The sequence below is a fragment of the Rossellomorea sp. FS2 genome (genome assembly GCF_047915635.1).
Classification (GTDB): domain Bacteria; phylum Bacillota; class Bacilli; order Bacillales; family Bacillaceae_B; genus Rossellomorea; species Rossellomorea marisflavi_A.
This window is the reverse complement of sequence record NZ_JBLRVS010000001.1, coordinates 983,858-1,006,643: the sequence shown is the minus strand read 5'-3', so window position 1 is coordinate 1,006,643 and position 22,786 is coordinate 983,858. Positions and strand designations below refer to the sequence as shown.

The 22,786-nt window shown below is 44.7% G+C and carries 25 protein-coding genes and 2 riboswitches; of the genes, 4 read left to right on the top strand and 21 right to left on the bottom strand.

Annotated elements, in window-relative coordinates:
• The first annotated feature begins 9 nt into the window (after positions 1-9).
• Positions 10-738 (top strand): polysaccharide deacetylase family protein, encoded by a 729-nt coding sequence (locus tag ACNA6I_RS05395; RefSeq protein ID WP_416313037.1) that lies wholly within the window; start codon positions 10-12, stop codon positions 736-738.
• Between the two features lie 133 nt (positions 739-871).
• Here the strand turns inward: ACNA6I_RS05395 and ACNA6I_RS05390 are convergent, their stop codons facing one another.
• The 4 genes from ACNA6I_RS05390 to ACNA6I_RS05375 form a co-directional block, all read right to left on the bottom strand.
• Entirely contained in the window at positions 872-1,501 is a 630-nt protein-coding gene (locus ACNA6I_RS05390) for a type 1 glutamine amidotransferase family protein (protein ID WP_063191553.1), read from the bottom strand.
• Between the two features lie 75 nt (positions 1,502-1,576).
• Positions 1,577-2,539, bottom strand: coding sequence for a helix-turn-helix transcriptional regulator (locus tag ACNA6I_RS05385; protein ID WP_416313036.1), 963 nt, complete (start codon positions 2,537-2,539; stop codon positions 1,577-1,579).
• A 66-nt stretch (positions 2,540-2,605) separates the two neighbouring features.
• Entirely contained in the window at positions 2,606-3,526 is a 921-nt protein-coding gene (locus ACNA6I_RS05380; RefSeq protein WP_416313035.1) for a Gfo/Idh/MocA family protein, read from the bottom strand.
• Positions 3,514-4,149, bottom strand: coding sequence for an NB-ARC domain-containing protein (locus ACNA6I_RS05375; protein ID WP_367257942.1), 636 nt, complete (start codon positions 4,147-4,149; stop codon positions 3,514-3,516). Before ACNA6I_RS05375 ends, ACNA6I_RS05380 begins: the two co-directional genes overlap by 13 nt.
• A 196-nt stretch (positions 4,150-4,345) precedes the next feature.
• Between ACNA6I_RS05375 and ACNA6I_RS05370 the strand changes: the two genes are divergently transcribed.
• The gene (locus ACNA6I_RS05370; protein WP_063191556.1) at positions 4,346-5,215 is read left to right on the top strand and encodes a Cof-type HAD-IIB family hydrolase; all 870 of its coding nucleotides are present in this window, start codon (positions 4,346-4,348) and stop codon (positions 5,213-5,215) included.
• A gap of 33 nt (positions 5,216-5,248) precedes the next feature.
• Here the strand turns inward: ACNA6I_RS05370 and ACNA6I_RS05365 are convergent, their stop codons facing one another.
• The 5 genes from ACNA6I_RS05365 to ACNA6I_RS05345 all read right to left on the bottom strand — a co-directional run bounded on the left by ACNA6I_RS05365 (position 5,249) and on the right by ACNA6I_RS05345 (position 9,385).
• Complete coding sequence (locus ACNA6I_RS05365) at positions 5,249-5,785, bottom strand: hypothetical protein (RefSeq protein WP_048012798.1); 537 nt, start codon at positions 5,783-5,785, stop codon at positions 5,249-5,251.
• Positions 5,786-5,891: 106 nt separating this feature from the next.
• Positions 5,892-6,452, bottom strand: coding sequence for an AAA family ATPase (locus ACNA6I_RS05360; protein ID WP_048012799.1), 561 nt, complete (start codon positions 6,450-6,452; stop codon positions 5,892-5,894).
• A gap of 67 nt (positions 6,453-6,519) precedes the next feature.
• Complete coding sequence (locus ACNA6I_RS05355) at positions 6,520-7,062, bottom strand: AAA family ATPase (protein ID WP_063191558.1); 543 nt, start codon at positions 7,060-7,062, stop codon at positions 6,520-6,522.
• Complete coding sequence (locus ACNA6I_RS05350; RefSeq protein WP_048012801.1) at positions 7,059-8,102, bottom strand: nitronate monooxygenase; 1,044 nt, start codon at positions 8,100-8,102, stop codon at positions 7,059-7,061. The genes ACNA6I_RS05355 and ACNA6I_RS05350 overlap by 4 nt, the downstream gene beginning before the upstream one ends.
• A 110-nt stretch (positions 8,103-8,212) precedes the next feature.
• Complete coding sequence (locus ACNA6I_RS05345; protein ID WP_416313034.1) at positions 8,213-9,385, bottom strand: MFS transporter; 1,173 nt, start codon at positions 9,383-9,385, stop codon at positions 8,213-8,215.
• Positions 9,386-9,455: 70 nt separating this feature from the next.
• Positions 9,456-9,555, bottom strand: a riboswitch (purine riboswitch).
• Positions 9,556-9,678: 123 nt separating this feature from the next.
• On the opposite strand from ACNA6I_RS05345, the gene ACNA6I_RS05340 reads away from it, so the two are divergent.
• Both ACNA6I_RS05340 and ACNA6I_RS05335 read left to right on the top strand, forming a co-directional pair.
• The gene (locus tag ACNA6I_RS05340) at positions 9,679-10,164 is read left to right on the top strand and encodes a YusW family protein (protein WP_048003702.1); all 486 of its coding nucleotides are present in this window, start codon (positions 9,679-9,681) and stop codon (positions 10,162-10,164) included.
• A gap of 101 nt (positions 10,165-10,265) precedes the next feature.
• A complete protein-coding gene (locus ACNA6I_RS05335; RefSeq protein ID WP_416313033.1) occupies positions 10,266-10,808 on the top strand; it encodes a hypothetical protein in 543 nt (180 codons plus the stop codon).
• A 38-nt stretch (positions 10,809-10,846) separates the two neighbouring features.
• Here the strand turns inward: ACNA6I_RS05335 and ACNA6I_RS05330 are convergent, their stop codons facing one another.
• The 12 genes from ACNA6I_RS05330 to ACNA6I_RS05275 all read right to left on the bottom strand — a co-directional run bounded on the left by ACNA6I_RS05330 (position 10,847) and on the right by ACNA6I_RS05275 (position 22,404).
• Complete coding sequence (locus ACNA6I_RS05330; RefSeq protein WP_416313032.1) at positions 10,847-11,734, bottom strand: glycine betaine ABC transporter substrate-binding protein; 888 nt, start codon at positions 11,732-11,734, stop codon at positions 10,847-10,849.
• 41 nt (positions 11,735-11,775) lie between these two features.
• Complete coding sequence (locus ACNA6I_RS05325) at positions 11,776-12,513, bottom strand: ABC transporter permease (protein ID WP_416313031.1); 738 nt, start codon at positions 12,511-12,513, stop codon at positions 11,776-11,778.
• A gap of 4 nt (positions 12,514-12,517) precedes the next feature.
• A complete protein-coding gene (locus ACNA6I_RS05320) occupies positions 12,518-13,510 on the bottom strand; it encodes an ABC transporter ATP-binding protein (RefSeq protein WP_048003706.1) in 993 nt (330 codons plus the stop codon).
• A gap of 16 nt (positions 13,511-13,526) precedes the next feature.
• Positions 13,527-14,180 (bottom strand): ABC transporter permease, encoded by a 654-nt coding sequence (locus tag ACNA6I_RS05315; protein ID WP_048003707.1) that lies wholly within the window; start codon positions 14,178-14,180, stop codon positions 13,527-13,529.
• Positions 14,181-14,455: 275 nt separating this feature from the next.
• The gene (locus ACNA6I_RS05310; RefSeq protein WP_063191563.1) at positions 14,456-14,845 is read right to left on the bottom strand and encodes a VOC family protein; all 390 of its coding nucleotides are present in this window, start codon (positions 14,843-14,845) and stop codon (positions 14,456-14,458) included.
• Positions 14,846-14,943: 98 nt separating this feature from the next.
• The gene (locus ACNA6I_RS05305) at positions 14,944-16,500 is read right to left on the bottom strand and encodes a long-chain-fatty-acid--CoA ligase (protein ID WP_416313030.1); all 1,557 of its coding nucleotides are present in this window, start codon (positions 16,498-16,500) and stop codon (positions 14,944-14,946) included.
• A gap of 293 nt (positions 16,501-16,793) precedes the next feature.
• Positions 16,794-17,153 carry a hypothetical protein gene (locus ACNA6I_RS05300; protein WP_416313029.1) on the bottom strand — a complete coding sequence of 120 codons (360 nt, stop codon included), beginning with the start codon at positions 17,151-17,153 and terminating at the stop codon, positions 16,794-16,796.
• A gap of 163 nt (positions 17,154-17,316) precedes the next feature.
• A complete protein-coding gene (locus tag ACNA6I_RS05295; protein WP_416313028.1) occupies positions 17,317-17,781 on the bottom strand; it encodes a hypothetical protein in 465 nt (154 codons plus the stop codon).
• An 899-nt stretch (positions 17,782-18,680) separates the two neighbouring features.
• Positions 18,681-19,205 carry a hypothetical protein gene (locus tag ACNA6I_RS05290; RefSeq protein WP_416313027.1) on the bottom strand — a complete coding sequence of 175 codons (525 nt, stop codon included), beginning with the start codon at positions 19,203-19,205 and terminating at the stop codon, positions 18,681-18,683.
• 377 nt (positions 19,206-19,582) lie between these two features.
• Positions 19,583-19,834 (bottom strand): hypothetical protein, encoded by a 252-nt coding sequence (locus ACNA6I_RS05285; RefSeq protein WP_416313026.1) that lies wholly within the window; start codon positions 19,832-19,834, stop codon positions 19,583-19,585.
• A gap of 678 nt (positions 19,835-20,512) precedes the next feature.
• On the bottom strand, positions 20,513-21,820 hold the full coding sequence (locus ACNA6I_RS05280) for a nucleobase:cation symporter-2 family protein (RefSeq protein WP_048003710.1): 1,308 nt from the start codon (positions 21,818-21,820) through the stop codon (positions 20,513-20,515).
• Entirely contained in the window at positions 21,817-22,404 is a 588-nt protein-coding gene (locus ACNA6I_RS05275; protein ID WP_416313025.1) for a xanthine phosphoribosyltransferase, read from the bottom strand. The genes ACNA6I_RS05280 and ACNA6I_RS05275 overlap by 4 nt, the downstream gene beginning before the upstream one ends.
• Before the next feature lie 91 nt (positions 22,405-22,495).
• A riboswitch (purine riboswitch) is annotated at positions 22,496-22,597 on the bottom strand.
• Positions 22,598-22,786 lie beyond the last annotated feature (189 nt).

The window sequence follows — 22,786 nt, the reverse complement described above, 5'->3', positions numbered from 1 at the left end:
GATGATTTCATGAGAAAGTGGCTAGTGATGGTGTCAATGATGATCTTGATCATGCTTCCGGCTCCGGCAGATGCCCAGCAGGTTGAGCGAAGCATGGTCGAACCGAAGGGAGAAGTCATTTGGGAAGTCCCCATGCCTTTCAAAAAAGTTGCGATCACATTCGATGATGGACCCCACCCTGTTTATACTCCGCAGATCCTCCAGATTCTGAAATCCTATGATGCAAAAGCAACATTTTTCCTCACAGGCGAGCGGATCGAACGGTTTCCTGACCTCGTAAAAAGGGAAGTGAAAGAGGGACACGAAATCGGAAATCATTCTTTTTCCCATCCGAACTTCGGCTCGCTTTCCCTGAGGGATATTGAAAAAGAAATATCCACTACGGAAGAACTGCTGCTTCAGTTCCAGCCGGGGATACGTCCTAAATTGTTCAGGCCGCCTGGAGGGGACCTTTCCATGCCTGTGCTCGGTTTGATGAAAGAAATGGATTTAATGCCCATCCTCTGGTCATGGCATCAGGATCCGAAAGATTGGTCAGGACGTTCAAGCGAAGCCATTTCAGCCCATGTTCTCAAGAATATCCACAACGGAGACATCATCCTCCTCCATGATTCCGGTGGGAATCGGAAGGAAACCGTTAAAGCGCTGGAAACGATTTTATCTGCATTGACTGAAAAAGGGTATCAGTTTGTCACCGTACAGGAGCTGATGGAGACGGATCCGGTATTTGGTTTTTGAGATTGGCAGCTCTCTCAAGGAGATGCCATAAAGCGTTATGAAGGTTCCCAACCCTCGTCCTTTACCGTACAAGAAACAATGCAGACTGTTTACTAAACAAAAAGCATTCAAATCCGCTGACTGGCTTTTCACCTCATGCTTTGATTGAACTCATTAGCCCGAAGAAGTGTTCAGGTTTCTGGGTCTTATTTAGTTGATACCATGACTGTAATGTAGCCGGTGCAAATACATCTGCTTTTTCCAGAACCTCCCTCGCAAATTCCAGGGGAGCTACTCCTGAAGCAGTAACCAGATTACCATCGGATACGACAGGCCCCATCTCATAATGCCTTTCTCCATGATAATTCGGACAGACCATTTTCATATAGTCTGCGTCATTGCCTGTGTGCTTTCTGGAATCCAGGTATCCCATATTCGCAAGAGCTTCAGTGGCACCACAAATTGCCGCAACAATCGTTCCCAGCTCTAGAGCTTCGCCAATTTTTTTCAGTATTGGCTGATGAATGGCTTCTCCCCAAGTAGTCCCTCCAGGTAAAATGAACAAGTCCTCTCTCTCAACCATGCACTCATCCAGAGAAAGATCGGGTATGATGGACAGCCCTCCCATCGTCGTAATCATTTCTTTCGTTGCTCCTACTGTCACTACTTTTAAAGGTCCAGTATCTTTTTTAAAGTATCGGCCCGTGTTTAGTTCGGCAATCAGATATCCATATTCCCAGTCTGACATTGTGTTGAATACATAAAGATAAACGCTTGTCTGCATTCCATAGCACTCCCATCACCATTGATATAGCCTATTATAAAGGTACATCCCTGACAGCTACTGTCAGGGATGTCATCATTCTTGATGAAATGTTATTAATTCAGACAAGACCTCAACAAGTCTTTTTTTCAGACTTACAGGCTCAACAACTTGAATCGATTTTCCGTACGGTAATAGCACATTGGGGATATATGCATGTACGATGTCTTTTTCAAGAAGGAACACGGCTTGATTTGATTCCCTTTCCTGTACATAATGTCCTAAAAACCAATGTCGGCACACATCATTCAGCGTATTTTCATTCCCACTGATAACCATGCGAGTGATCCGTTCCTTTTCTTTTAGCGTCGGAAGGAGATTCTTCATGAAAAAGTCACGTGCTGAAAAATCCTCTGGTCTGCAAAAAGTCTTTTCGGTTAACCAAACACGTTTAATACGATCGACTCGAAAACTGCGGAGGTCACTTCTATGATGACAAAATCCGATCACATACCATTTATTGTTCCAATAGAGCATTTTGTATGGGTCGACCACTCTTTCATGTTTTTGTTGTTCACTACTTTTGTGATAAATCATTTTTACTGAGTACCCATCAGCTACGGCATGCTCCAACTCTTTCAAAAACGGTTCCAATGAGTGCGGGCGTAATGGACTTATGACTTCAAGACTGGTCAAATGATGGTTTACCATTCTTTCCTGCTCTTGATTTGAGTATTTACTTAGTTTTGAAATGGCCCTGTTCAGTGGTTCACCACCATAATATCCCGCTTCCTCTGCAAAGACGGCAGCATGAAACAGTGACGTTTGCTCTTCAACATCAAAAAAGAGCGGAGCCTCAATAAAATGGTTCAATAAGGTATATCCACCGTTAGGTCCTGGTTCTGAAATAATAGGTACGCCACTTGTTGAAATGGTATCGATATAACGATACACCGTCCTAATATTCATCTCCAACTTTTCTGAAATTTGTTTCGCCGTCACTTTTTTACCTGAACGGAGCATCCATAGAATCGCTAACATACTATCAATTTTGGACATGTCATCCACCTTTGTTAAGATACTCTTCTCATGTTTTGTAGACTTCTCACAGTTGATTCGTATTGATCAATGATCCTTGAGTAGCCCTTCCAGCACATAATGGCTTTCAAGTGCCTGCTCTCCTCCAATACAAGGATGCGTGTCCCCCATCACACTCTGAATGAAATGCATGACGGCATCTTCGAACCCCCGCTGCTTGAGGATGGTATCCCAGGAAGAAGGCTTGGTGACCATCCTTCTCCCTCCTTCTTCCACCTCGAGGACATTCATATCTGATACGGTCAAGATGCGTCCATCCGATATGATCTCCAACGTCTCACGCTGCGTTCCCGCCCTCCGATGCATCCCGGTAGAGCACTGCGTACCAAGTGAAGATTGAAAGGTGTGCTTTGCATGAACCAATTCATTGGATTCATTGATCACCATTGCTCCACCACTTACTATCATATTGCCATCGTCATTCAGCCAGCGGATCGTATCGACCAGATGAAGATAATCGTCGAGCATGGTGAATTCAAATGAGGCTGGACCGATATCATCCATGCGGTGCTTATCGAATCTCACCCAGGCAGGAGTTCCAGCCATGGCCTTCGCCTGGACGTAAAGGGGAGCGAATCTTCTATTGAATCCGACCATCAGTTTCCTTCCTGACTTCACACACTCGTCTACCAGTCGCTCCGATTGTTCGATTGTGGCCGCCAAGGGCTTGTCCACATACACGTCCAGCCCTTTTTGCATGAGTGCTGACACCACTTCATAGTGTGAATCCGTCGAACTATGTACGAATGCCGCATCGCATTCCTCAGCTAGATGATCAACATGATTGAAAGCTTGGAGACGGTATTCACTGCTGATCCGATTACGCTTCTTTCGGTCGGGTGTATAGATACCGGCCAACACCCACCCGGTTTCCTTGGATAGTAGAGGAAGATACGCTTTCTGGGCAATCCCCCCGAGACCCACCATCCCGATTTTCAATCGTCGCATGGAAACTCACTCCATTCATCGTTTATATGGTAAATTATTGCATGTTCCATCGGCCTCATGGTGGCCATATAGTAATCTTCTGCCGGCCAATAGCGGTTTTGGTATGCCTTAAGGATTTCACTCTCATTCCCTAAATACCCGTCACGACTGATCACTCGGCGCTTTCTGATGGGAAATGGACAGTCCACAAAAATGACGGCATCGAAATACCCGATCCATTCGGGCCGTTGAAGGAAAACGCCTTCGACCAGCACCACTGCATCTTGCTGTACATCCAACTGTTTTTGGATGATCCTATCCGTATGTTTATCGTAAAACGGAACGTGGAAAAGAAGATGTGGTGATGTGAGAAAATCAAATAAGGTACTCTTTAGGCCAATGACATCCCATTGTAGCTCATAATACTCCCGCCACTGAGGCATGCCGGTACCATAACGGTTGCTTGACGGCATGATATGATCATCAAGATGGATGAGGACCGTCTGTCGTGAACCGTCAAGCAGGTCACGTTGAATGCATTGTGCCAAAGTGGTTTTCCCAGATCCACCCAATCCATCGATTCCGATAATCGTACGGTCATGGGAGTGTCGCTTCATCAACGATTGAATCCACTCATTGAGCATGATGCGTTCCCCCTTTCAATCTCTATCATTTTATACCAGATGACAATCAATCTGGAAAAAATCTTTTCATTCACTGCAATCAGCAGGAAGTTCGGTTACAATGATAGAGAGCATTCATTATCTTTGAATAGTATTTACGTTTCCTATATATTGAGTAGAAACAGGTTTAATTTACAAGATTACGGGAGGAATTAGTATGTCAATCAAACCGAAAACCATCTTTTTGGATATGGATGGGACCATTTTGAGTTCACAAAATAAAGTGAGTGTCCAGACGAAGGAAACCATTGATGCGTTAAGGGCTCAAGGGATTTTTGTGTTCATCGCTACAGGAAGAGCCTACGATGAGATTGAAGCCATGCTGCCGGAAGGATTCAAAGTAGACGGTTTCATCACATCCAACGGAATGGCCGGCTATGTGGACGATAAACCGGTATTCGAGCATTCCCTATCACTCGATCTTGTGGAACATGTTATTGCGCAAGCAAGGAAGCATGAGATCTATTATGAGGTGTTCCCATATGGTGCCCCCCGTATTACATTGAAGCAGGATCAGGAGTATGTACTCAAGGAAGTAGCGGATCCGAAACCGGATGGAGTAGAGGAAAATGAATGGCTATCGCGCAAGAAAGCCGTCAATGAAGAGATATCCTTCAATGACCATCTGCAAGGGAAGGGATTCTCCAAATTTTATTTCTTTGCACGTACGCAGGAAAAGATTCAAAAATGGGGAGATGTCCTAAACGAAATGAAAAAGGACACAGACTTCACCCTTTCGAAGTCATCCAATCACAACCTTGAACTGATGGTGGCGGAGGTCAATAAGGCATCTGGAATCAGTGAAATGCTCGAACATTTCGGATTGAAAAACGAAGACACCCTTGCCATCGGTGACAGCGACAATGATCTTCAGATGTTTGACTTTGTGACCCATTCCGTTGCCATGCATAATGCCAAAGATCATATCAAGGATGTTGTAGATGAGGTCACGACTCTAACCTGTGATGAAAATGGAGTCAGTGATTATCTGGCAAGATTCGTAGAAAAGACCGTCACACATCCATAATGCATAAAAAGATCAGAGACTTTCTCTGATCTTTTATTGTTCCCCGATAATCTTCATCATGTCTTCTCTGGAAAATCCAAGGCTGTCTCCCGCTTTGATCATGGATTCCCTCGATTCTCTACGTTCTCTATCTGCAACATACCCAAAATACTGAGCCTGCGTTTCAAGGAAGGAAATGTCGGGATCTTCCACCAGATGATGCACAGTGTCCATTTCGAATTTGATTGAATGGTAAGAATCCCTTATGGAGCTCAGTGCATGCTGCAGTTGATCTTTCACATCGACCGGGAGATTCTCAGGTGCATCAAGTTCCCACATGGCTGATATCCCTTCGCTTGCCGCCGCACCTGCACCGGATGCCGCATCGTCGGCATCCTCCGTCCCCTCCACCATCCGATATTCTTCAACAGCCTTGACAACCTCACGATCCAGAGAGGCATAGGATCGTGCGAATTCCAGGAAGGAATCCTTCTTCTCTCCGTTTTGATGAATGGTCATCAGGGTTAACGGTAGGATGGTTAGAAGTAAAAGGCTCCCAACAAACAGAAGCCGGAAGTGTTGGCCGCTCATCTGATCACACCCTTTCGCACTACTCCATATCGTCCATGATCCTCTAATTTTGAACGGATCATGATTGAACATTGGATTAGAGATGCTGATCTCCTATTATATGAAACTAAAGGTCAAAACGATGCTTTATCATTTCGGCCGTCTCCGCTGCACTCATTATGGAATTATCAATGCGTACATAATGATCCCCGTTCAATTCTCCTTGAAACGAATTCAATCGGTAGGCAGTCATGGAATCCAACAGGTCTCTTTCAGACCAATCAACATCACGCTTGGATGGTTTGTGATTCAGCCTATTTTCACTTGTATTACGTTTCAGCCTTTCCTTTACGTCCGCTTCAAGCTCCACAAAGTATACAGAGCCTCCCCGCGATTGGAACATCATGGAGATACTCTCTATGTAGTCCCAATCTTCCTTCATATCGAAAGCCCACACAAATGTAAAAATCAATCCCTTCAAATCACTTTTGGAGATGGCGTCAAAAAGCTCATGTCGGAACAATTTGACAAGCCGCTTTCCTTCAGCGCTTCCATAATCAAAGAAATTCCCTACAAGATCGATGGTCATATGATTATGGAACAACTTCAAACCGGTGATCTTTGCAAGTTCCTGCCCGACTGTCATCTTACCTACAGCCTGTGGACCTATGATGATTACAAGTTTCATTCTTCCCCTCTCCCATTAACCCATTTTCTTTCATGTTTTTTACAAGTCCAGGGATAAACCTACATCATCATCCCTCAGAGGTTTGCTTCTGCAGAGTTCCCACGATGGCAGATGTCAATTCTTCAATGGTTTTACCCTCTGTATCCAAATACGTACCGAAGTTCCCTGTTTCATACGCAAGAAGGCAGGCATCCGTTTGCATGAAACACCAGTTATTCTCTTCTTCACCGCGCCCCCGCAGGCGTTCGTGGATGGTTTCTTTAGACGCCATGAGACAGAAATGCATGACGTCCTGTCCCTTTTGCTTAAAGCCTTCGATTATGGCGGTCAAATATTCCTGCTTCCGGATCGTCATGGGTACGATAAGGTCGGTCTGGTATCTCTCGATCAGGCGGCCTCCTACTTCAACAGTCAGTTCTCTCCACAAGTCCAGATCTTGAAAATCCCCCTCAGGAGCTTCGAGTCGCTTTCTATCCTCCGGAATCACATTCCTGAGCATATACCCCACCTCCTCCGGATCAAACAGCATCGTGCCCGGGAGACTGTCGCATAGGGAATGGGCAATTGTTGTTTTCCCTGAACCGAACGCACCATTTATCATGATGATCATACAGATCCCTCCAATTCAACAAACGTATCAATCACTTCTTTCACGGTTGTCTCTCGTTGTAATGAACCGATTCCCTGACCTGCCCACAGAGACATGCGGGAGGGATCCTCTGACTGAGTGGCGGCCTGTCTCATCGGTTTAGTCAGGATATGCTGATGGGGATAAGGAAGCACCATATGCTCGAATCTTTCGTTATTCACCATCCAGTCATTTACGATGCCCCTTGCCTTTTTACCCGTGAACAGGGATGTCACCCTTGTCTCTTCCCCACTCGACTCTATGATCCTGCGCTTATGGGAAGGATGTGCTCCGCTCTCTCTACAGAGGAGGAACGGGGTTCCGATCTGGACCGCCTCAGCACCTAAAGCCAAGGCGGCATTTAATCCTCTGTGATCGGTAATGCCACCGGCAGCGATGACGGGGATGCTCACAGCGTCTACGGTTTGGGGGATGAGGGTCATCAGCCCGATGGATGAATCGCCTTCCCCATCAAGGAAAGCCGCGCGATGGCCACCGGCTTCGCTTCCCTGCATGCATACCATATCCATGCCCCGTTCCTCCATCAGCACGGCTTCCTTCACTGTCGAAGCTGTTCCCATGAGAAGGCAGCCCTCTTTCTTCAATTGTTGCACAACCTTGACCGGAGGAAGTTGGAACGTGAATGAACACACCCTTACTTTATAATGAAGAATCAGATCGATTTTCCTATAAAAATCATCCCACTGCTCCTCGATGGTCATGAACGTTCCTGCGTGTTGTGATCCAGGGACTTTTTCCTTCCATGGATCGACATCCTCATCCTTGGGCATCTTTTCCCCGCCGGGTACGAAAACATTTACTTGAAAGAGTCGCTTTGAATGATCAGAAACGATTCGAATCTGTTCTTCGAGTGTGTCAGGTGCCAAATATCCCGAAGCCAAACTGCCAAGTATCCCCCCGTCCATGGCTGCTTTCACCATTTCCGTCGTGGTGATCCCTCCAGCCATCGGGGCCTGGATGATGGGTTTTTCCAACGATAATCGTTTCAGAAACCGATTCATGTTTCACCATTCCTTCCTTTAACCTTCTATGTATCACTTCGACCCGCATTCGACTGCTTCCTCTAATTTTCAACAAAAAAAATAACCCGCATGCACGATGCGGGTCATGGTTATCCAACTTGTTTTAATGAATCGTTCCGTGCCAACGGGGCGTGTTTCAATGAGAATAGGGAGCTCAGGATGGCGAACACCACTAAGACGGCCCCGAAGCTTGCGAGGTGTGATACATCATGGGATACGCTGACGACAGCACCTCCTAGAGCAGAACCGACGGATATCCCCACCTGCAGGGCAGACGTATTGATGCTTTGCTGAATATCCGACGTATCAGGTGCGGTTTGGATCAGATAATTTTGCAGTGCCGGGGTAAGGGCCCAGCTGAGGCCTCCCCATAGGATGGTCATGACGACGAAGAGCGGCATGAATCCTGCAGTGAACGGTATGGCAAAGAGCACGAGGGCAAACAGGACCGTTACAAGGACAATGGACTTTGACCCGATGCGGTCGCTCAGCCAGCCTCCCACCCAGTTGCCGCATACGGAGGCGAGTCCGATCAGCAGATAAAAAATCGAGATGGCTTTTGGTGAACTATCAAACGTCTGAATCAGATAGGGTGTAAAATAGGCATAAAACATATAATGCCCTGCCAGCATGAATAAGCTGATCAGATGCCCAGAAAATACCTTTGGATGCAAAATCGCTTTGAATTGTTCCTTCAGAGGCGTCACCTTGTCGACCGGCATCTTCTCCAGAAGGAACGCGTTCAGAACAATGGAAATGGCTGATAGGACAGCGATACCGAGAAAAGTCGAACGCCAGCCCAACGTCTCCGTCATGAAAATCCCGATTGGCACACCGAGGACCAGGGAGGAGCTGATTCCGACAAAAACAAGACCCAATGCCTTTGCTCGATGACTTGGATCCACAAGCTTGGCAGCAATCGTCAAGGACAGAACCACCACGAGGGCCGTACTCATGGCTGTAATGATCCGGGCAATGATGACCAATGTGAAATCAGTGCTTAAAAATGTAATGATATTTCCGATGGTAAAGACCGATAGTGCCATCAGGTACAGCTTCTTTCTCTCCACCTTGGCCGTCACCGACAGTAAGATCGGTGCTGAAATGGCATAAGCCAGCGCAAACACCGTTATGAGCTGACCTGCTTTCCCAAGGGATATATCAAGTCCCTCCGCTATATTCGGAAGAATTCCTCCGACAATCAATTCGACCAGTCCGACTGCAAATGTGGATGCAGCCAATACATACACTCTCCAGTTCATATTCCCTCACCTTTCTGTACGCCTTCCATTTTGCACAGAAAATGACAACACAAAAAATCCTGACTACAAAATGAAAGGCAAAGAATTTTGTAATCAGGATTTATCGGTTCCTGGTAGAGACCCTCAAACCATATTATTGAGGTTATACAACATATTTATTTTCTAGGATATAGTAGCATACTCCACCGACTCTTTCAACACATGGTTCAAAAGGACGAAAGCTTATGATCAGGGATTGACGATTCCACTTCCGGGTATACTAAGAGAAAATCATAGAATGGAGGAACAAAATCATGAAATTAAAAACCGCCGTCATCCCAGCATTTGCTGCAACACTCCTACTATTCGGATGCAGTAACGATGAAGTCAAGGACCCACCGAAAGATGCGCCAAAGGAAAATGAGAGCGCCAATAATGATACATCAAACGATTCCATGAATGATTCATCAAAGGATAACAAATTCGCCTTCACGAGCTTCGACTTGGATGTGGACTATGCCGACCAGCAGGACTATGAAGTGGACTATGACAATGATGAAGATGGAATGGAAGCTAGCTTCCAGGATGATATGAATGATGAAAAACTCTCTGGTGATGAAGCCATGGACAAGATCACGCCTATGCTTGAAAAGCTTGATTTTGACAAAGATACCTCCGATGAAGACGTCATGAAGCAAGTGAAGGACACCTTCTCTCTCAAGGATGATTACGAAACGTTCGAACTTGAAGTGACATTCCCTGACGGCACGGAAAAAGAATACAAAGACATGAAGCAATAATCGGAAAGCGGGAACCTGGAACAGGAACCCGCTTTTTCTGATTGATTCCGCATAATTGCTCCCGTTAACGTGCATGATACACCTAAAAAGGAGTAATCAGGATGACTTTGCATGACGTCAACGAAGCACGGCACCACTTAATGCAGACTGAAATGGCTTACTGGAGGGAGAATAACCTGTTCAGCGGACACTGGTGGTTTATCCTCATCATAAACCTGTTGTTCCTTGTGGTATTCATCATGGTAATCGACCGGTCCCGTTACACCATGAGTGCCTTTTGCCTGCTTTTATCGTTCTGCCTGGTCGCTTTTGTGAACGAAATTGGGAACTATTTCGGCTATTGGAGTTATCCCTATCAGTTCATCGGTTTCCTCGAAAGTTTCAATGCCGTAGATTTCATGACGATCCCCGTCGTCTATGCCTTGACCTACCAGTACTTCACCAAATGGAAGGCCTACCTGATCGCCTTATTGCTGGTCAGTGCGCTGATTGAATTCGTGGGCATGCCGATATTCGTCCATTTTAACTTCTATGATCTCCATCACTGGAGTCCATTCTCATCCTTTGTCCTTCTATTCATCATCGGAGTGGTGATCAAATCAATGTGTTATTTTATTGAAAGCCGCGATACTATCCTCCGTTAACCTGAACAGCTCCTGTGCCGAAAAGCACAGGAGCTGTTTTATTCGTCTATCATGCCATTATCCACTAGCCATTCATACGCAACGACTGAAACACTGTTCCCTTCGATATCCACCTTATAATTAAGCTCACGCATGATCTCACTATCCAGCTTATCAGCAAGGCGTCCGGTGATCTCTTCGATTTCGGGATACTTCTTCAGAACGTCCTTATTCACACTTACCGCTGCGCGGTATGGGGGGAAGAATTGTTTATCATCATCCAATGTCACGAGACCATAGGAACGAATCGTCGCATCCGTTTCAAAGGCCACGGATACGTCGACCTGCCCTTTATCAAGTGCTCTTTGAGTCAGCCCGATATCCATCTGGTTGATGTTCTGAGCGCCGAAATCAAATCCATATTTCTTCTCCACACCAGGCAGACCGTCTTGTCGATTGGCGAACTCTGCATCCGAGGCAATCGTGAGCTCATCAGGGTGATCATTGATATATTCCCCAAGATCGCTGATTGAATGGATGTCGAGTTCCTCCGCCTTTTCTCTTGTCATCGCCAGCGCATACGTATTATTGACCTTGGACATATTCATCCAATGGATATCGTTTTTTGCATCAAGATCCTTGACTTTCTCGAAGGTTTTATCCGGATCGGCGATAGGATCTTGCTTCATATAGGTGATCAAGGCGGTACCTGTGTATTCCCACATCAGGTCAACCTGATTATTTTCCAATGCTTTACGTACAACGGTACTGCCCAGATTATTCATCTGTTTTACCTTGAAGCCTTCTTCTTCTAATAGAAATGCGGTCATTTCAGAAAGGAGATATTGTTCAGTGAAATTCTTCCCTCCGACCGAAATCCTTTTTTCCCCGACGCCTATAGAAGAACAAGACGAGAGGATCAAGGCAAGTGATATCATGATTGCCATGCCTATCCATTTTTTCTTCCCCATCATCTCACCTCCGTTCATTACGATTCAACTGTCGCCCTTATGCCTTTTGAAATCAATTTGTTTTCCAGGAGCCTCAACCCAAAATCGACTCCGACAGCCAGCAGCGTAACGGGGATGGCACCTGAAATGAGGTAACCATTATCAAAGAGCTGTATGCCGGTGAAAATCCAAACACCCAGCCCTCCTCCACCTACTACATAAGCAAGGGCTGCCGTACCGATATTCAGAACAATGGCCGTCCGGATCCCCGCCAGGATCGAATATGCCGCATTGGGTAATTCAATTTTAAACAAGATCTGCACCCGGGTCATTCCCATCCCTTTGGCGGCGTCAAGAAGATTTTCATCGATCGAATTGATTCCTGCCACCGTATTCCGATAAATCGGTAATAAAGAATAAATGAAAAGAGCAAACACGGCTGTTTTAAAACCGATTCCCAATATGCTGATCATCAGTGCCAGGACGGCAAGGCTCGGGATCGTCTGACCGAAATTGACCGTATTCGACACGACCCATTCCGCCCTTCTGAATGACTTCCTTGTGATGAGGATGCCCATTGGGACAGCAATGACGATCGCCAAAAGCGATGAAACAAGCACAAGTGAAAGATGCTGCCGAAGAAGGAGTAGAAAGGTACTGCTATTTGTGAAAATGTAGTCATAATAATGATTCTTGATGGACCAGAACAGAAAAAGGGCCACCAGTGCATACAGGATGCAACGTACGACGAGGCTCGTCAGTTTTTTTCTTTTCATCCTATCACCTTTCCTCCATAGGAATGGATTTACCCTTTATCTCGTAGTGCAGATATTGTTGGACCCGATCAATCGTGATGGCTCCCAGACGGACTCCATGGTCATCATTGACAATCACTTGATCCGCTTCTTGATTCAAAAGCATGGAAAGCGTATTGCGTAGATCGTTCCCGACGTGAATAGTTTTGGTATCCTGAATGGTATCATCTATCTCCACTAGCCCGATGATATCCTTCAAATCTTTGATCGTATGAAGGCTCAGGCTTTTAATCGCCCGGTCTTTCCCAAAGAATTCATATACAAATTCATTTTTCGGACGTACGAGCATTTCTGAAGGAGAATCATACTGCATGATCTCCCCACCTTTTAATAAAACGATCCGGTCAGCCATCTTGATGGCTTCATCAATATCGTGACTGACAAAGAGGATCGTCTTCTTTACCTTCCGCTGGATTTGTAGAAATTCATCCTGGATCTTCTCACGTATGATCGGATCAAGTGCCCCGAACGGTTCGTCCATGAGCATGACGGGAGGATCGGCAGCGAGGGCACGAATGACACCGATTCTTTGCTGCTGACCACCGGAGAGTTCGTGGGGGTACCGCTTCCTATATTTCTCTGGATCCAGTCCGATCATGGCCATGAGCTCATTGAACCGCTCACGTTTTTGTGCCTTGCTCCATCCCAGCATATCAGGGACGATCATGACATTCTCCTCGATTGTAAGATTGGGGAAAAGTCCATTGCTTTGGATCACATACCCGATCTTCCTTCGCAGTTCAATGGGATTCAGTTCGCTGGAGTCCTGACCGTTGATGTAGATCTTCCCTTCCGAAATCGACTCAAGGCGATTGACCATGCGGAGGAGCGTCGTCTTTCCGCATCCAGAGGGGCCAAGCAGAACGACAATATGTCCTTCATCCACATTGAAATCGACCTTATTGATGGCTGTCACACCACCTTCATACGTCTTTGTAATTTGGTCAAACTTGATCATACGGTCCACTCTCCCTTCAATTGGATAGACTTTTAGGTGTAAATCGTTTTTGGATGTACATCAGGATCCCATCGGCAATCATGGCAAGGATGGCAACGGCAATCGACCCACTGATGATCAGGTAGTTGTCACCGCGGGAGATTCCCTGAGTAATGAGGACACCCAAGCCACCCGCACCAATGTAAGCCGCAATCACTCCGATTCCGATATTCATGACTACTGCCGTCCTGATTCCGGCCATGATGAGGGGAAAAGCATTGGGGATTTCCACTTTGAATAGACGTTGATGTGTTTTCATGCCCAGCCCTTTGGCGGCGTCGCGCATCTGGGGACTTACATTCTTAATCGCCGTATATGTATTACGGATGATGGGAAGCTGGGAATATAATACGAGGGCTACAAATGCGGGGACGAAACCGATCCCCTGATTGATGATTGAAAAAATGGGAATCATGACTCCGAATAATGCAATACTCGGAATGGTCAGCATGACCGATGCAACCTGAAGGATCGTTTCTGCTAGATAATCATTGGTTGTCAGATAGATCCCCAGAGGGATGCCGATGAGAAGAGCTACCAGGATCGCTAGTCCCACGAGAAGCGCATGTTCGATTGTCAGATCCACGATTCGCGGACCGTTGACATCGAGAAATGTAATCCATCTTTCCATATCTTATCCTCCTTTACCTTATTGAGAGGAACCCCAAATAAACGCTCTATTTGTCGAAATTCGGCACTCCTTATCATTACCGTACCATTTCTGGAGTAGATATGTCTAATCATTCGGAAAATTACGAGCAATTTATGTCAGAATTTCTTACATGTTTTGTAGAATCCCATTAGATCGGACTCTATAAGTCTTGGAATTTTTGCGGGTCTACCAAGAACCGAATAAAGGGGAATCAAAAAAAAGAACCCCGTCTTGAAAGGGTTCTGGATTTTTGTCTATACATCTTCTTGATCTACATTCAATTCAATCAGATTCCCATCGGGATCTTGACAAAAAATTTGTGCAAATCCACTTTTCGAGTGAGGTTTTTCAAGTATTTCGACCCCGTGTCCCTTCAGCCATGTCAAGGCTCGATCGTAATCATCCACCCTCAGGGCAAAATGACCTTCCCTGCTTGATAGAATCTTCTCTTCCCGTATCGTTTGAGAGGTCGGGTGGACGATCAAATGGAGCTGCTGATTACCAATGGCGTACCATGCACCCGGAAAGCCGAACTCCGGACGCTTGATCTCTTCGAGGCACAGTACATCTTTGTAGAACTCCTTAGACCTTTTGAGATCGGTTACGGTCAAACTGACATGGTGTAGATTCTGGTAGGTGATCATATTCGTTCACTTCTTTCGGTAGATGATTCCCTTCATTGTATCATGTTCAGGGAAACGTGGTGTATACAGAAATAAGTTAACATAATATTATTATAGTTTTAATCAATATGAACCTCTTTTGACAAGTCCTCTCTCAGCAGGAATTTTTGGATTTTGCCACTGGCGTTCCGTGGAAGTGCTGGGGTGAATCGATAGTTCCGTGGCCGTTTATAGCCTGCCAGAGCCTTCCCGCTTTTCAAAAAGTCATCCAATTCTTGAGCAGTCAATGTTTTCGACTTAGGTACGATGACGGCCGTGACGACTTCCCCCCATTTTTCATCCGGTGTCCCCAGGACAGCAACATCCGAGACTCCTTCGTGGGCGTGCAGGGCATCTTCGACTTCCCTTGGATAGACATTTTCCCCTCCTGAAATGATCATATCGTCAATCCGGTCGGCGATATAAAGGTATCCTTCACGGTCAACATATCCAAGGTCCCCAGTATGATACCATCCTCTAGACAAGGCATGTTCCGTTGCTTCGGTGCGGCCATGATACCCGATCATGGTACACGATCCCTTCACGATGATTTCACCAATTTCACCCACGGCACAGATGTCCTCTGGATCCGCCGGGCCGGACGTTCCCGGTTTCACGACCCGTATTTCATGATGATAGGCCGCTTTCCCTGCCGCCCCCGCCTTAGTAAGCTGTTCATGGGGTAGAAGAAATGCAATGGCAGGACCCATTTCCGTTTGTCCATACGCCTGTATCAGCTCGATCTTCAGTTCATCATGAAGCTTCCTCACAAGGCTCGGCGCCATTGGTGCGGCACCATAGAGCCCATTCCTGAGACTCGACGTGTCATAGTGGGACGTGCCCTCTTCTAGCAGCATGCTCCACATGGTCGGAGCTGCAAAAAGAGTCGTAATGCGCTCTCGTTCGATCGTTTCAAGGACGAGCTTTGGATCGAATTGATGAAGGATGACGTTCTTCGCGCCTGCGAGTACCCTCGGAACGAATGCACAGTGGAGTTCTGCACAATGAAACATCGGAGCCGTGACTAATCCCGCATCACCAGACCGGTATCCCATAACACCGGTCAGGATCAACGCCTGCTCCATCACGTCGCGGTGACGATGAAGCACTCCTTTCGGCCTTCCCGTCGTCCCGCTCGTATACATCATCGCATACGGATCCTTTTCATCCACTTCGACTTTTTCAAATTGAGTCGAAAAGGCCATGTCGCTCACACGCTTTGAAAAGGCAGGCGGATTCCCCCCTTCATACCAGAAGACGATTTGACCGAAATCCGGTGCTATCCCTTCCACGACGTTTTGAAGTGCTTCTTCAAATAGGAACACCTTTGGTTCGGCGTCATGCATGATGAAGGCCAGTTCATCTGAATTAAGTCGAAAGTTGATCGGGTTGATGATGGCCCCGATTTTCCCGCAGGCAAAATAAACGGTCGCGAGCAACTCGGTATTATACAGAAAGGTCGAAACCCTGTCCCCCTTCCTCACTCCTTCTGCCTGAAGTGCATTGCACATCTGGTGAACCCTTTCCTGCCATTGTCCGTAAGTCATCCGCCGTCCACTTTTCACCTCTACGATCGCTTCCTGGTTCCGGTAATTCTCCACACTTTGATCAAACATCGTTCCGGTCGTTGCGTACATCGTCTTCCCCCTCGATCGCCCTCTTTCCAGGGCTTGAATGATGCGATGCGCAGATGGATATCTATCCTATAGATTCTACGCTTGTAAGCGTTATCCTTTTTGCTGGACGATTAAATCTCAAGTGCATACAAAGAGAAAAACACCCCTACTTATGTAGACCCGTAATAGCCGCGAATAACTGTAGCGAGGCTATAGTTATTACTCTCCTCATCTAATCTCTTGAGGTTTAGGTTTGCTTGGTAATTCCAGCGCAATCCTGAGCTACTTCTATGTGCTTGTGTAAGTACACAATGTTAACGCTCACTCTTGAATTCAGTACCGTTCCGCTCCAGGACCTTTTGGAATAAAGAAAGACAGTTCTCCCGCCTAAAGTTTTTGACACACTGAGCGAGGAAACTGTTGTCCACAATATTAAAATTTTTTGGAGTAGCATCAAACATTTTTTGTAGGGATGCGTTGAATGTCATGGATCCATTGTGAATGTTGTGCTGCATCGAATTAATCATTGTATTAAAAAAAGTGTGACCCACATCAAGACTTTTAACCTTGGTGGATTCTACACCTTTTCTATTTATGAGCTTTATCACATATTCTTCATTGTTGAAGGTAATTACACTTTCATTCTGAGCTAACTCCCATGCATGGTCGTTCAATTTGTCAAGTAATACAGAAATTCAAATAGATTTTTCACCATTTACTTTTGAACTACATTTCACCTCTTGGACATGTGTGATTATAAAGCTTGCTTACAAGATCTTTAATTACTAACATAAAAGCCTTCACTTTGAGGCTCTGTTAATTACCAAATAAGTCATATTAGCTTTTGTATTTTAAAACATCAATTTTTTCTAAAACTCTTAGGTGGTTCACATTAAACCATAAGGTACTTTCTACATTAAATTCCCAGAATGGAGATCCCTCATTTAGAGCTTCACCATATATCCTGATACCATCATAGTCCTCTGTCATTTTTTCATAATCATAACAATCTAGTGTGAGAACCTGCCCAAGAAAGTAAGTACTAGCTACCTTTTTTGCTTGTTCTACAGTTTTAATGGATAGAATATTTGGATTGCCTACTACTTGTAATAAAGTTCCTCTACAACCATTTTTAAGTTCAACGAAGTCTGACTGTAACCATTCAGAACCAATTTTTTGATTATAAGAAGATGTCCATAGTCCACCCTCAGGTTTATGTAGATGATTTTTTATAGGATGGACTTGATTTAGAGCAAAATTTCTTTCTTCGTACCATGGTGTTAAGTGAAGTTGGATGTCCAATTCATCCCCGCCCTATATATTTAAGTATTGTTTATCCAAGAATGTAAAGTCGTATTTTAAAAGATGATTGAACTTATAAGAAGATCTACAATTATCTTTGTAACAACCTAAACCAAGTTTACTACAAAATCCTTAGAAAGTATCTGAAAGTAAAGAAAATGCCCCCGAAGGGACATAGTCTTTATACCCTTAGTTCCCAAGTTCATTTCATCCATTTTGCATGAATCAGGTATCCACACGAACCTTTTTAATTTGTAATCATCGCTGTGGTACATAATTAGGAAGCGTTTCATTAAATATTACACCTCCTTTATGAGTTGCTATATTAGTAAAAAATAATGCTGACTTTAATCAGGTTGTTGATGCTATTATGGCTTACATATTAATGAGAGATCCACTACTTGGAATAAATATATGGTAGGAAATATGGTGACCTGGTCTGGCACTATAGCAGATTTAGAAGTTATAAGTGACAGTATAGTTGTGTACGGTAGTCATGACTACAATGGTGAAGACTGGATGACAATAAGTACAGATAATAGGATATGATGCCCTATACGTTCATTGTCGAGTTAGAGGATGAGGGTCAGAAGAATGATCTAAAACTAGGGGGTAAAGAACTACAATATAACTAGAAACTAAATGATGGTGAAGTTGAAAATAATTAATGGTAGATGTTGGGGTAATCTCAACATCTACTTTTTTGTTTAGTGAATAATAAAAAGCCACCTAATAGGATGACTTAGCATGTAGAGGCAAGTCCTATGTGTGGGTGATTCGCTTCGTTTAGTTTCAAAGTCACAAGTAACAATTTTACAGGAAAACTACAAATATGTCAGTAAATACATATATTTCTTTTATACATAATAAAAGCCCACATAAATGTGGGCTTAATAATCTTAGTCTAATAAAGAATCGATTATCTTATTACTTTCATTAATTTCTTCAACCAATGCATAGTGCTTATCTATAAGTTCAGTGTACTTTGCAATAAATGCTGACTGCTCATCTTCACTAACTTCAGCATCTACTCCAGTATCTATTGATTCAGAATGTATCTCAGACTCCTTCGCATTATCCAAAAGAGCACTCAAAAGTTCACCTTGTTTTGAGATCTCATCTTTAAGCTTTAACATTTCCTGACTTTTGACTTTATACTGATCAGCAGCATAGACGCCATTATTTAATTCCTTCGTTAAGCTTTTTACATTACAATCAATGTCTTCACCATAATAACCATCAACCATACAAACCATAATATCTTCTTTTGCTTTGAAGTAAGAATCATCCAGCTCATCTTTATAACCACTTAGCTCTGATTCCGCATTAACGGCATCAGTTTCTTTGCTTGCGGATGATGTAGAGCAACCACCTAAGACTAAAAATGATAGCATCAAAATGATGACCCAGTATTTTCTTTCCACCGATTGAAATCCCCCTTGTAAGAAACTTCTCTATACAAGTATGTATTTTACTGTAACATGGGTTTTCTGTCATTAATTACAATAATAAGTGTAATGAAAAGGCCACCTGGTTTAGCGGTGGGTTTATAGCTAAGTTCATTTGAGCTAGTTGATCTCTGCTTAACGATTCATCACTATTCATAACCCAATGTCCAGTGGATAGCTTAAGACCGTAGCTTCTCTAGCAGTTTATCTCTTTTAGGATTCTCAATACCACTATAATGTGAAATGAATTTTTCCTGCCAAGAATTATCTTCATTTGACGTATGTTCAATTCTAAACCCAAGAAATTCATTAAGATCAGCTCTATTTACTTCAGTACTATGGTCAATTCCATTTCACTCAATATTAAAAGAAACATTCTCAACATGTGTAAAAGTCCTTAATATCCTTGCACCTTCTTGAACGATTAACTTATCAACATTGTTGCCAGTATTTAAATAATCTTCATAGGTCTCTTTTGATATAGGAGAGTCTGGATTTGTTGTTTGAAATTCACTGAAGGAGTTAAAGTAATTTAATAATAACGTTTTAGTCGCATCATCATAAATTGCATTCTTAACAAACGTTCTAGAAGTCATGACTTTCATGAACTATTCTAAAGAGTCTCTATAGCCCACAATAATACCCATCCCTTCCAATAATATATACTATATTTACCATATATTCATAAAAGCCGGTACAATTAGTAGGGGAGAGGGAGACATAACAAAAAGACCCACCCAAGTTAATGAGTGAGTCCTCTCCCCCTTTCATCACTGTTGAAGGTATTCCGATTGGTTGCACTGTTTGCATCATCACAAGCATAGATATTAAGTTGTATAAAGGATCCTGGTCGCTAAGTCTTCTCCTTTAAGAAGCAATCTAATATATCCTCCATGAGCCACATAACAAAGAGAGGGAGATGGAACTCCTCGTTATACAACTGAATGAAATGTAATCTCAGATAAGGTTTGGAGTCACCTCATTAATGGAGGAAATACCCACACCCGAATTCTCCACCCACCTGATAAAGACTCGATTATGTTCACCGCAACTTTTTAGTGTCTTTTCTCTTAGTCCTTAAGCTTTCTTTGAGGAATAAAAAAACTCATAGGCTTGTCTGATATCCATTGAGTATCTATGTAGCTCTCATTAGTTTGACGGAAAGTCACTCTCTTTTTGACCATAAAAAACGCCACCTCACTCTCTAATTATTAGAAAATGATGATGACGTATCGACTTATTATAGTCTTAAATTTGCGGGGTGTTTCAACTTCCACTGTGCCTCACGATGCCTTCTGCTCCTGCAATACAACCCTCTTCTCACGCTGACGTGAGAAGACATTGAAGAACAGATTCAAGAAGATCGCCATGAGGCTTCCTGCCACGATTCCGTTATCGGTGAGGATGCGGACCGCTTCGGGCATCTTGGAGAAGAGTTCCGGGACCGCGGTGACTCCGAGACCCATTCCGACGGAGCATGCAATGATCAGGAGATTCTCCTGTGATGAAAAGTCCACCCTGCTGAGCATCTTGATGCCGTATGCGACGACCATGCCGAACATGGCCACCATGGCACCCCCGAGCACGGCAGACGGGATGACGGTCGTGAGGGCTCCGATCTTCGGTACGAGACCGAGGATGATCAGGAAGGTTGCCGCGGCATAGATCACATTCGATTTCTTTACGCCTGAAAGCTGGATAAGCCCGACGTTTTGGGAATAAGCGGTATATGGGAAGACGTTGAAGATTCCACCTAGGAAGATGGCAAGCCCTTCTGCCCGGTATCCCTTGGATAGATCTTCCTCGCTAAGCTTCCGATTGGTGATATCCCCTAGGGCGAAATAGACACCCGTCGATTCTACCAGGCTGACCATGGCCACGAGGATCATGGTTAGGATCGCGGCGATGTCAAAGGTCGGCATGCCGAAGTAGAACGGCTGTGCCATATGGAACCAGGATGCTTCCCCTACTTCCGAGAAGTTCACTTTCCCCATGAACATGGCGGCTATGGTTCCCGCCACAAGCCCCAGCAGGATGGATACAGATCGAATGAAGCCGGTGAACATTTTGTAAAGGACAAGGATGAAGATCAGGGTCCCGAATGCCAGGAGAAGATTATCAATGGAACCATAATCTGCACTTCCCTCTCCTCCAGCCATATTATTCATGGCAACAGGAATCAGGGTGATCCCGATGATGGTGACGACAGAACCCGTCACGACTGGCGGGAAAAACCGTACAAGCTTTCCGAAAAACGTGCTGATGATGATGACGAACAAACCTGAAGCAAGGATGGAGCCATAAATACTTGTAATCCCGTATTTCGCTCCGATGGAGATCATGGGACCGACGGCTGTGAAGGTACATCCAAGGACGACCGGAAGTCCGATGCCGAAGAACTTATTTTTCCACACCTGTAGCAGGGTGGCGATCCCGCACATGAAGATGTCGATGGATACCAGATAAGTGAGTTGTTCACCCGTCAAACCGAGGGCCCCTCCAACGATCAAGGGGACAATGACGGCCCCCGCATACATGGCGAGTACGTGCTGAATTCCAAGGGAAGCGGTCTTGAGTGATGATTGCTTCATGACACTTCAGCTCCTTTTTTGAAGGTGACTTGCCTATCGTTGAGTGACTCGATTTCAGCCAGCGACTCGACCCGGTAGCCCGTATCCCTCACAAGTTTCCCGCCTTCTTGGAAGGATTTCTCGATGACGATACCGATTCCTGCCACGTGTGCACCTGCCTGTTTTACGAGCTCGATCAGTCCAAGGGCTGCCTGCCCGTTCGCCAGGAAATCATCGATCAGCAACACCCGGTCCCCTTCCTTGATGTATTGAGTGGATACGGAGATGGTATTCGTCTCCTGCTTCGTGAAGGAATAGACCTCAGCTGTGAGCAGACCTTCTGATAGAGTAAGAGATTTCTTTTTCCGGGCAAAAATCAACGGCGTCCCGAGTTCCATGGCTGCCATCACACCCGGTGCGATCCCCGATGATTCGATCGTGAGGACCTTTGTGATGCCCTCATGTCTGAAGCGCGCGGCGAATTCCTCCCCTATTGCCTTCATCAGCTGCGGATCCACTTGGTGATTCAAGAACGAATCCACCTTCAATACTGTATCTGATAATACTTTGCCTTCTTGTTCAATCTTCTTGTGAAGTAGTTCCACTGGTTTCGCTCCCTTTCTGAAAATGAAATAACCCGAAAGCATCTCTCAGAGTGAGACAATGCCTTCGGGTTATGAAAGGAAAGCGCAAAAATACGCCGCATTGCTCACCCATAGTCGATTCCTTTACGGTGAATCGGTAGAAACTTGCAGGCCGTATCCCTGCCTTTATATGAGTGTGCTTTTTATGTAGTTGATAGTACGGATTATATCGGTAAAAAAACGATTTGTAAAGGTGTATTTCCTAACGTTCGGGAGGATTTTTTAAGTTATTGTTCGCAAACGCTGAGGTTTGGCTCTATGAATAGATGCAGGATATCGAATCATCTATCTTACATAAATCAGAATCCATTCATGATTTCATCGTATTTCACTTTTCTGAACT